The organism is Exiguobacterium sp. TNDT2 (assembly GCF_003331145.1).
Classification (GTDB): Bacteria; Bacillota; Bacilli; order Exiguobacteriales; family Exiguobacteriaceae; genus Exiguobacterium.
Window position 1 is genome coordinate 24,236 of record NZ_QLVE01000008.1, and the last position, 8,608, is coordinate 32,843.

10 protein-coding genes are annotated in these 8,608 nt (G+C 51.3%); 7 read left to right on the plus strand and 3 right to left on the minus strand.

Going from position 1 to position 8,608, the window contains the following annotated elements:
* Positions 1-206: 206 nt before the first annotated feature.
* The 3 genes from DPV68_RS06325 to DPV68_RS06335 all read left to right on the plus strand — a co-directional run bounded on the left by DPV68_RS06325 (position 207) and on the right by DPV68_RS06335 (position 2,641).
* Positions 207-1,118 (plus strand): MBL fold metallo-hydrolase, encoded by a 912-nt coding sequence (locus DPV68_RS06325; protein WP_114165946.1) that lies wholly within the window; start codon positions 207-209, stop codon positions 1,116-1,118.
* A 61-nt stretch (positions 1,119-1,179) separates the two neighbouring features.
* The gene (locus DPV68_RS06330) at positions 1,180-2,013 is read left to right on the plus strand and encodes an aldo/keto reductase (RefSeq protein ID WP_114165947.1); all 834 of its coding nucleotides are present in this window, start codon (positions 1,180-1,182) and stop codon (positions 2,011-2,013) included.
* 13 nt (positions 2,014-2,026) lie between these two features.
* Positions 2,027-2,641 carry a PH domain-containing protein gene (locus DPV68_RS06335; protein WP_114165948.1) on the plus strand — a complete coding sequence of 205 codons (615 nt, stop codon included), beginning with the start codon at positions 2,027-2,029 and terminating at the stop codon, positions 2,639-2,641.
* Positions 2,642-2,683: 42 nt separating this feature from the next.
* Here the strand turns inward: DPV68_RS06335 and DPV68_RS06340 are convergent, their stop codons facing one another.
* Positions 2,684-3,208, minus strand: coding sequence for a DUF1836 domain-containing protein (locus DPV68_RS06340; protein ID WP_114165949.1), 525 nt, complete (start codon positions 3,206-3,208; stop codon positions 2,684-2,686).
* Positions 3,209-3,332: 124 nt separating this feature from the next.
* Between DPV68_RS06340 and trhA the strand changes: the two genes are divergently transcribed.
* Both trhA and DPV68_RS06350 read left to right on the plus strand, forming a co-directional pair.
* Positions 3,333-3,977, plus strand: coding sequence for a PAQR family membrane homeostasis protein TrhA (trhA, locus tag DPV68_RS06345; RefSeq protein WP_114165950.1), 645 nt, complete (start codon positions 3,333-3,335; stop codon positions 3,975-3,977).
* Between the two features lie 86 nt (positions 3,978-4,063).
* Complete coding sequence (locus DPV68_RS06350) at positions 4,064-4,759, plus strand: DsbA family oxidoreductase (RefSeq protein ID WP_114165951.1); 696 nt, start codon at positions 4,064-4,066, stop codon at positions 4,757-4,759.
* 61 nt (positions 4,760-4,820) lie between these two features.
* Here DPV68_RS06350 and relB read toward each other — a convergent pair whose 3' ends face one another.
* Entirely contained in the window at positions 4,821-5,042 is a 222-nt protein-coding gene (gene relB / locus DPV68_RS06355; protein ID WP_114165952.1) for a type II toxin-antitoxin system RelB family antitoxin, read from the minus strand.
* Between the two features lie 143 nt (positions 5,043-5,185).
* Between relB and DPV68_RS06360 the strand changes: the two genes are divergently transcribed.
* A complete protein-coding gene (locus DPV68_RS06360) occupies positions 5,186-6,400 on the plus strand; it encodes an MFS transporter (RefSeq protein ID WP_114165953.1) in 1,215 nt (404 codons plus the stop codon).
* Positions 6,401-6,423: 23 nt separating this feature from the next.
* Here the strand turns inward: DPV68_RS06360 and DPV68_RS06365 are convergent, their stop codons facing one another.
* On the minus strand, positions 6,424-7,491 hold the full coding sequence (locus DPV68_RS06365) for an MBL fold metallo-hydrolase (RefSeq protein WP_114165955.1): 1,068 nt from the start codon (positions 7,489-7,491) through the stop codon (positions 6,424-6,426).
* 274 nt (positions 7,492-7,765) lie between these two features.
* Between DPV68_RS06365 and DPV68_RS06370 the strand changes: the two genes are divergently transcribed.
* Positions 7,766-8,608, plus strand: an 843-nt coding sequence (locus DPV68_RS06370; protein WP_198662262.1) for an Abi family protein, incomplete at its 3' end; no start/stop codon positions are given.

The window sequence follows — 8,608 nt, forward strand, 5'->3', positions numbered from 1 at the left end:
GATGATTCGTTTCATCAGTTGAGTGCGTGTGACTTTTTCATGGCACGATGTACCTTCCTTTCCTAAGTTACTGCCACCGTACCAAATTGAAAGCGGATTCGCAAGAGGCGCCCCACAATCTCCCATTTTTTCTACACCTTCCGGCGGATGCAAGCGCGTCGCGCGAGCGGTATGATGAAACCAACTTAGATGATGAGGTGACTGCTATGCGATTACGAAACCTACTCGTCCCGAGCGCTGTCCTAGCAAGCGTCGGTACGTTCTTATACACACGATTCGAACGAAGACTGCCTCGCCCCGCCTTCAAAGTCCCGACGGTCAAACCCGATCTCGCCTCGTTCGATGAGACGATGGTCGGCGCCACTTGGGTCGGCCATTCGACCGTGCTCATCCATTGGTACGGGTTGAAGATTTTGACCGACCCGGTGTTCTCGAACCGAATCGGTGTCCACGTCGGGCCGGTCACGTTCGGGATGAAACGCCACACCGCCCCCGCCCTCTCAATCGAGGAGATTGGGCACGTCGACGTCATCCTGCTGAGCCACGCCCATATGGACCACTTCGACCATAAGAGTCTGAAACGACTGATCACCCGTGACACGGTCGTCATCTCGGCCCCGGGCACGAGCAAGCTGTTACGTAAATACCCGAGCTTACAGACGCTTGAGATGCATCCGCACGACAAATTGACGCTCGCGAACGGGCTCCACGTCCAAGCGATCCCTGTCGCCCACTGGGGCAATCGTTTCCCATGGGACAAACATATGGGTTATAACGGTTACGTCTTGAAATACAAAGGCGTCCGCATGCTGTTCGCCGGGGATACCGCGTACACCGAGTCGTTCAACGGGCTCGCGAACAAAGAACCGATTGACCTCGCCTTCTTCCCGATTGGTGCCTATCAGCCCGAATCGTTCGAGGAAGCACACTGTACGCCGGAACAGGCGTGGACAATGTTCAAACAGAGCGGAGCAAAACGCTTCTTCCCGATGCATTGGGACACGTTCGTCTTATCGTACGAACCCGTCGAGGAGCCGTATGAGCGTCTTGTCGCTGCGGCCAAACTCGAACGTGATCAAATCGTGATCAAGGCGCACGGCGAAAGCATTCGACTGTAGCTTTCGCTTTCACTTCTGTCCAATTTTCGGTAACGTAGGAGATGAGAGGGAGGGAATCAATATGGAATGGACAACACTCAACAATGATGTGAAACTGCCGATGCTCGGGCTCGGCGTGTACAAAGTGGAAGACGGGGCGGTCACGGTCGATACGGTCAAAGCGGCGCTTGATGCCGGCTATCGATTGATTGACACGGCGGCTATCTATCAGAATGAGGAGAGCGTCGGCCAAGCGATTCGTGAATCCGACGTCCCCCGAGAAGACATCTTCGTGACGACGAAACTGTGGAATGAGTTCCACGGCTATGACGAGGCGCTCCAAGCGTTCCAAGATAGTCTCGATCGGCTCGGCCTCGAATACGTCGACTTGTTCTTGATTCACTGGCCGATGCCGCGCTTCGGCAAATTCGTCGAGACGTATAAAGCACTTGAACAGTTGTATGAGGAAGGCAAGGTCCGGGCCATCGGGGTCTCGAACTTCGAGGTCAGCCACCTCGAACAGATCATCCAGTCGTGCTCGATCGTCCCGGCGGTGAACCAAGTCGAGATCCATCCATACTTGTCCCAAAAAGAATTGATCGCATTTTGCCAGCGGTACGATATCCAGATCCAGGCGTGGAGTCCGCTCATGAAAGGGCGTGAGGCGCTTGAGGATCCGGTCATCACCGAGATCGCTGAAAAACACGAGAAGTCGCCGGCCCAAGTCATCTTGCGTTGGCACTTGCAGAACGGTGTCGCCGTCATTCCGAAATCGATCACGCCGAGCCGCATTCGCGAGAATATAGAGGTATTCGACTTCATGTTGACGAAAGAAGACATGCAGGCGATCGATGGACTCAACCGCGACGAGCGGACCGGGTCTGACCCGAACGAGATGCACAAAATCCACTATTGAGGAGAGATTTGACATGTTCAAAAAACTAGCTTCTGATTTGACGGGCTTCAGCGATATCGGTGAAGTCATCGACCCGAAAGATTTCGACAAGGCGGATTCGGACGATTACGTCCTCCATGAGGACAATGAGAAGATTTACTTCTTAATCAAGTCGAAATCGGACGAGTACTGCTTCACGAACTTGGCAATGATTCACCTCGACGGGACAAGCGCAATGAGTTCAAAACGCGTCTTGTATCGCTATCCATACGTCCACTTCCCGTTGAATAACGTCATGTTCGAGACGGCCGGCACGGTCGACATGGACGTCGAGATCAAGTTCACCATCGGCGACAAGCCGTACTCGATCGACGTGAACAAAAAACAAATCGAGCATGTGAAAGACTTGTACAAATCGCTCCTCGCCATCGCCGAGAAACAGCGCGAAGGCCGGAAGATGATGGAGTATGCCAACGCCTCACTCACGCATTCGGTGTCGATCTTGAGCGGGCTCCGCCAAGGTGACATGAATGTGGCGTCGACGTTCAAGGAATTGAACGAGCAGAGCTTCGACTGGCTCAAAGGTCATTACCACGAATGGAACCGCAAAGATTTCGGTGACGTGTTCGAGAAGTATATCAACAACTAATGGACAAGGCCCCCGACTCCAAATGGAAGCGAGGGCCTTTTCTTATTTGCCTTCATCAATCAACTGTTCGGCGAGCCGTTGGAACAAGTGGCTCATATGGATGGCCGAGGCGATGGCGAGCGACTGTTGAATACCGTTCGTCTCACTCTTGCGCACGTTGGCGAGAAGCGTCTCGGCCTGCGCCTCGAACGCCTGCATGTTCTGTTCTTTCTGAACCTGGTACGCGTCATAGAAGTCCTCGAGCGAGAAGCCCTCGTCCGACTCGTTCAGCGGCCGGAGCGTCTCTTTGATGTCATTGATCGAGAGCAATCCTTTCATCTCGTAGATCAGGCTGAGCAACATCAAGTGCTCGTTCGTGTACTTCTTGTTTTTGACGGGATGGAACAGCTTACCTTTGGCGTAGTTGTTGATCATCGTCTTCGTCAAAATCGTCTCGTCGTCACTCCGCTTCATCTTGCCGTAATGTTGCTCGAACAGCTGGATGACTTGGTCCATGTATAAGTCGACCGTCGGGAGCACCTGCTTTGGCAGCGTCCCTTCTGACTCTACAATCTCATGCGGTTTCATCAAATCACCTCACCTTCAGTATACGGACAAAGCAGTCTTGCCGAAACAAAAACCTTGTCGTTTTCTTCGATCCAGCTTATCATGTAGTTATGGATACTACATGATGTGATAAGGAGTGTTTTACATGAATTCGATTTTTCGGGAACCGATTAACGCACTGACCCACTTGGCCGGCGCCGTGCTCGCATTCGTTGCGTTGATCGCGATGACGGTGAAGGCGTCACTGCTCGGCGAACCGCTCGCCATCTTGGCTGCGATTTTGTTTGGGATTAGTCTCGTCTTTCTCTATTTGTCGTCCGGCCTGTACCACAGCATCATCGCCTCGCCGAACGTCATCGCCTTCTTCCGAAGAATCGATCATGCGATGATTTACGCCTTGATCGCCGGGACGTATGCCCCGCTCACGTTGCTCGCGCTCGAAGGACCGACGCGCTGGGTGTTGTTCGGTACCGTCCACGCGCTCGCCTTGTTCGGAATCATCTTCAAGCTCGTCTGGTTCCACGCGCCGCGCTTCTTGTCGACGGCACTCTATATCGGCATGGGTTGGTTGTCCGTGTTCTTCATCGGGCCGCTTCATGACGTGATCGGCAACGCCGGCATCTTCTGGCTCATCCTCGGCGGCGTCATGTACACGATCGGCGGACTCATCTACGGCTTCAAACCAAAGTTCGTCAACTGGCGCGGTTGGGGATTCCACGAAGTGTTCCACTTGTTCATCTTGTTCGGCAGTTTCGCCCACTTCGTCTGCGTGTTCTGGTACGTCTTCTAAGTCCTCCTTGCGAGGGCTTTTTTCGTGAGCACATTCATTTACTTCAAATTCAAGACATCCTACACTGACTATAGGAGGGATTTAATATGAAAATTGAAGTTTGGTCAGACTATGTCTGCCCGTTCTGTTATATCGGCAAGCGCCGTCTAGAAGAAGCACTCGAACAGTTCCCACACGCGGACAACGTCGAAGTCGAGTTCAAGAGCTTCGAACTCGACCCGAACGCCCCGACGACCGACTCGCGCTCGATTTACGAAGCACTCGCCAAGAAATACAGCATGCCGCTCGAGCAGGCGAAAGGCACGACGGCGCAAGTCGCTGCCCAGGCCCGCACGGTCGGTCTCGATTACGACTTTGACAACATGGTCGTCACCGGAACGCTCGACTCGCACCGGTTGACGCACTATGCGAAGACGGTCGGCAAAGAGAAAGAATTGTCGGAGGCGCTCCTCAAGGCGTACTTCGTCGATGCGAAACATATCGGTGATCACGACGTCCTCGTCGAGATCGCGACGAGTGTCGGACTCGATGCTGACGCTGTGAAAGACGTGCTCGCTTCAGACGTATACACAGAAGACGTCCGCGCTGAAGAGAAGCGCGCGAGCGACCTCGGCATCACAGGCGTCCCGTTCTTCGTCTTCGACAATAAATACGGCGTCTCTGGCGCGCAGCCGACCGAGGCGTTCACGCAAGTGCTCGAGAAGACGTGGGCCGAATCGGCACCGACGCTTCAAGTGCTCTCGGGTGGCGCGACGTGCACGGACGACAACTGCGATATCTGATGTTACACGAACAAAAGCAAAGCATTCGCCCATATTTGGACGAATGCTTTTTAGATTCGATTTACTTGTCTAAGTCCTTGACCATGGTATCAAATGAAATTGCCTCGGAATGCTTCTGGTGCACGCTTATCGCTTCATTATAAAGTTTTAAGTCGTGCTCATCCTCGATTCGTTTCAAGACAGCATCACGAATGAGTGTCGAAAGGGACAGGTTATTAGACTTCGCATACGCTCTAATGAGGCGCTCATCCTCCTCATCGAGCTGTACAGATATCATTCCCATACGATCGACCTCCTTTACACACATTGTATTACGAATTGTAATGTTCATACAGTCAGTTCGAAATCTTGGCTCCTTTTTGTAGCTTTCTAAATCGTTCTGAAGGATAATTATTATTAGCTAATAAGAATCGAGGACTCAATTATATGTGGAAAAATCGCAACGTCTGGATCATCTTGACCGGGGAGTTCGTGGCCGGTCTCGGGCTTTGGCTCGGCATCATCGGCAACTTGGAGTTCATGCAAGAGAAAGTGCCGTCTGACTTCGTCAAGGCCCTCATCCTCGCTGGCGGATTGCTCGCCGGGGTCGCCATCGGGCCGCTCGCCGGCCGTCTCACCGATCAAGGCTCGAAAAAGAAAATCATGCTCATCTCGAGTATTGTCCGGGCGCTGAGCGTCCTGTTCATGTTCGTCGCCATCGAGACGGGAAGCGTGCTGTGGATGGTCGTCTTCCTCGTCTTCCTGCAAGGGTCGGCCGCGTTCTACTTCCCGGCGCTCCAGGCGGCCATCCCGCTCATCGTCAAGGAACGAGAGTTGCTCGCCTTGAACGGGGTCCACATGAACGTATCGACGCTGTCGCGTGTCATCGGAACGGCCATTGCCGGCATCTTACTCACGCTCATCTCGCTCCGTGACGTCTATGCGCTCTCGCTTGTCGCCTATCTACTTCTCGCCGTCGCGACGTGGTTCTTGAAGATCGACGAGACGGTCGCTCCATCCGCGAAGAAAGTCGATAAGTCGTCCGGCGGGTTCAAGGACGTCTTTCCGATCATCAAGTCGATTCCGGTCATCTTTATGACGCTCGTCATGACGCTCATCCCGCTCCTCTTCATCGGCGGCTTCAACTTGCTCGTCATCAACATTAGCGAGCTGCAGGATTCGACGGCGATCAAAGGATGGATTTATACGGCCGAAGGAATTGCCTTCATGGTCGGTGCGTTCCTCATCAAACGGATCGGTGAGAAGTTCTCCGTGTTCTCGATCTTGTTCACGTTCTCGTTTTTGATTGGGATCGCCCAGCTCATGCTCTACTTCGCCGACATCCCGGCCGTCTCGATCGCGGCGTTCGTCTTGTTCGGCTTCTCGGTCGGCTGCTTCTTCCCGACGGCCGTGACGATTTTCCAGACACGGATGCCGAAAGACTATCACGGACGTTTCTTCTCGTTCCGGAACATGCTCGACCGAGTCGTCTTCCAAGTCGTGTTGCTCGTCACCGGCTTCTTCCTCGACTTGATCGGCTTACAGCTCATGGTCGTCTTGTTCGGGATCAGCTCGATTCTCATGACGGGTGCGTTTCTCGTCTACACGCGCAAACATAAACTTCATATCGAAACGGACGAGGCCGAACGCCTCTCTTCATAAAAACAAGCGCTGACCGGATTCGGTCAGCGCTTGTTCATGTCTTCGATATCTCGCCACCACTCACTCGTATCGTTTCGTCCGTCGAGTGTGATGCGCTCACCAATTTTTGGAGTGAGCACGTCCTCGCGTGGCAAGAGCCCCACCATCTGCTCAGCTGGGTCGAACCAGGCGTGGAACGATAACGTGAATGCGCCCCAATGGATCGGGAGCACCTTGTCGGCCCGCACATCACGGAACGCCTGTGCCGTCTCACGCGGTTGCATATGCACGTCCGGCCAACGCTCGTCGTATTGCCCGCACTCGAGCGCCGCGAAATCGAACGGTCCGTACGTATCACCAATCTCCTTGAAGTGTGGTCCATACCCACCGTCGCCGCTGAAGAACAGGCGGTCCGTCTCCCCGAGGACGACCCATGACGCCCAGAGCGTCGCGTTACGGTCGGTGAGCGAGCGGCCGGAGAAGTGCCGAGCCGGCGTGCAGACGAACGTCCATGGGCCGAAACCATATGTCTCGCCCCAATCGCGTTCGACGATGCGTTCCGCCCCGACGCCCCATCGTTTCAAATGGCTGCCGACACCGAGCGGGACGATGAAGACGGCAACTTTGTCTTTGATCGCTTGAATCGTCGCATAGTCCAAATGATCGTAATGGTCGTGCGTGAGCAAGACGACATCGATGTCCGGCAACTCGTCGAGCTCGAACGGCAAGTGCTCGCTGAACCGCTCGTTCTTCGCGAACGGGAGCGGCGACGGGCTCCGGCCGAACATCGGGTCGACGAGCATCGTCTTTCCATCCATTTGGACGAGCATCGCCGAGTGTCCGAGCCAATAGATGCGCGTGAAGCTCGAGCCGAGCTTCTCGCTGAAGTCGATTGGGACGACCGGCAACCGCTCGCTCGGTTTCCGGAGCGAGTCCGGGTTCAAGTATTCCTTCGACATCGAAATCATGTCGTCTGATGAAAACCGCATCGGCGTCTCGAGCTGATTCCGGAACTTGCCGTTCACGAGGTTCGGCGACCGGAGCGCTTTCGGCTTTTTGCCGAGCGGTTTATATTGCGTGAGCACGGTACCCGTCACGGCGGCCATACCCATCAATGAAAATAATAGCGTCTTCTTCAAATTTTACACTTCCCAATTCAATTTGATTTGAAAAATTATGGTCCAATTACTATTACCTCACGTACACTATATCCTGATTGTTTAGGTTGTTCTTCTCTATTTCTTTCTCTAGTGTTACATTATTTATGATGGTTTTTCCACACCATTTCTTGACTTAACACTAATAATCTATTATTATTTAATTAACGTTCAGGCCCGTGTTCCTTCCGAGGACCGGGCTATTTTTTTTACAAGGATGCGTTCAATCATGAAACCTTTTAAGACCCATAATCAACAATTAACCATACTTAGATCGAGAGACATGGTAATCACTAATGGTTCTAGAGCAAAACGAATCTTAGAAAATGAAGGCTATTACAACGTTATTAATGGCTATAAAGATTTATTTCTAATTAAAAATACGAACGGAAGTCCTGTCCAACCTGAACAATATTTACAAAATACTACTTTTGAAGAAGTTCACTCTTTATATGTGTTAGATCGTGAATTACGAAATATTTTACTAAAATACTTATTAATATTTGAAAAAGATATTAAATCTAAAATTTCATATCGATTTTCTGAAGAACATCCTAGTGCCAACGCTTATCTTGATATTAGAAGCTTTACTAATAACCCGGATAAATTAAAAGACACAGTCGAGCTTATTGCTATCATCGCAAGTACCATTTCTCGTCATGCTAAACGCTCGGGTAGTTCTATAAAACATTACTTAGACAACCACCAAGAGGTGCCGTTATGGGTCCTGGTAAATCAATTAACTATTGGAAACGTAAATAATTTTTACAAATATGTTGATGATACACTTAAAGATAGAATTGCAAAGGATTATTCTATTAATTACAGAAAACATTATAATTCAGTTGCTTCTATACCTAAAGAGACTTTGATGGATATTTTAAAAACCGTCAATATGTTTAGAAATGTCTGCGCACATGAAGAACGATTATATTGTTTCAAATTAAATCGGCCTGCACGAAGTACCAATATCTCAAATATGTTAAACATACCTGTGAACTTTTTATCAGGAAATCTTTTTACAGTCATCGCACAATTGAAGTTAGTTTTAATTAAAAAAGATTTTAATGAG

Excerpts from the sequence above, each read along its gene's own strand:
- DPV68_RS06325 (WP_114165946.1), top strand. The coding sequence starts at position 207 with ATGCGATTACGAAACCTACTCGTCCCGAGCGCTGTCCTAGCAAGCGTC.
- DPV68_RS06330 (WP_114165947.1), top strand. The coding sequence starts at position 1,180 with ATGGAATGGACAACACTCAACAATGATGTGAAACTGCCGATGCTCGGG.
- DPV68_RS06335 (WP_114165948.1), top strand. The coding sequence starts at position 2,027 with ATGTTCAAAAAACTAGCTTCTGATTTGACGGGCTTCAGCGATATCGGT.
- DPV68_RS06340 (WP_114165949.1), bottom strand. The coding sequence starts at position 3,208 with ATGAAACCGCATGAGATTGTAGAGTCAGAAGGGACGCTGCCAAAGCAG.
- trhA (WP_114165950.1), top strand. The coding sequence starts at position 3,333 with ATGAATTCGATTTTTCGGGAACCGATTAACGCACTGACCCACTTGGCC.
- DPV68_RS06350 (WP_114165951.1), top strand. The coding sequence starts at position 4,064 with ATGAAAATTGAAGTTTGGTCAGACTATGTCTGCCCGTTCTGTTATATC.
- relB (WP_114165952.1), bottom strand. The coding sequence starts at position 5,042 with ATGGGAATGATATCTGTACAGCTCGATGAGGAGGATGAGCGCCTCATT.
- DPV68_RS06360 (WP_114165953.1), top strand. The coding sequence starts at position 5,186 with ATGTGGAAAAATCGCAACGTCTGGATCATCTTGACCGGGGAGTTCGTG.
- DPV68_RS06365 (WP_114165955.1), bottom strand. The coding sequence starts at position 7,491 with ATGGGTATGGCCGCCGTGACGGGTACCGTGCTCACGCAATATAAACCG.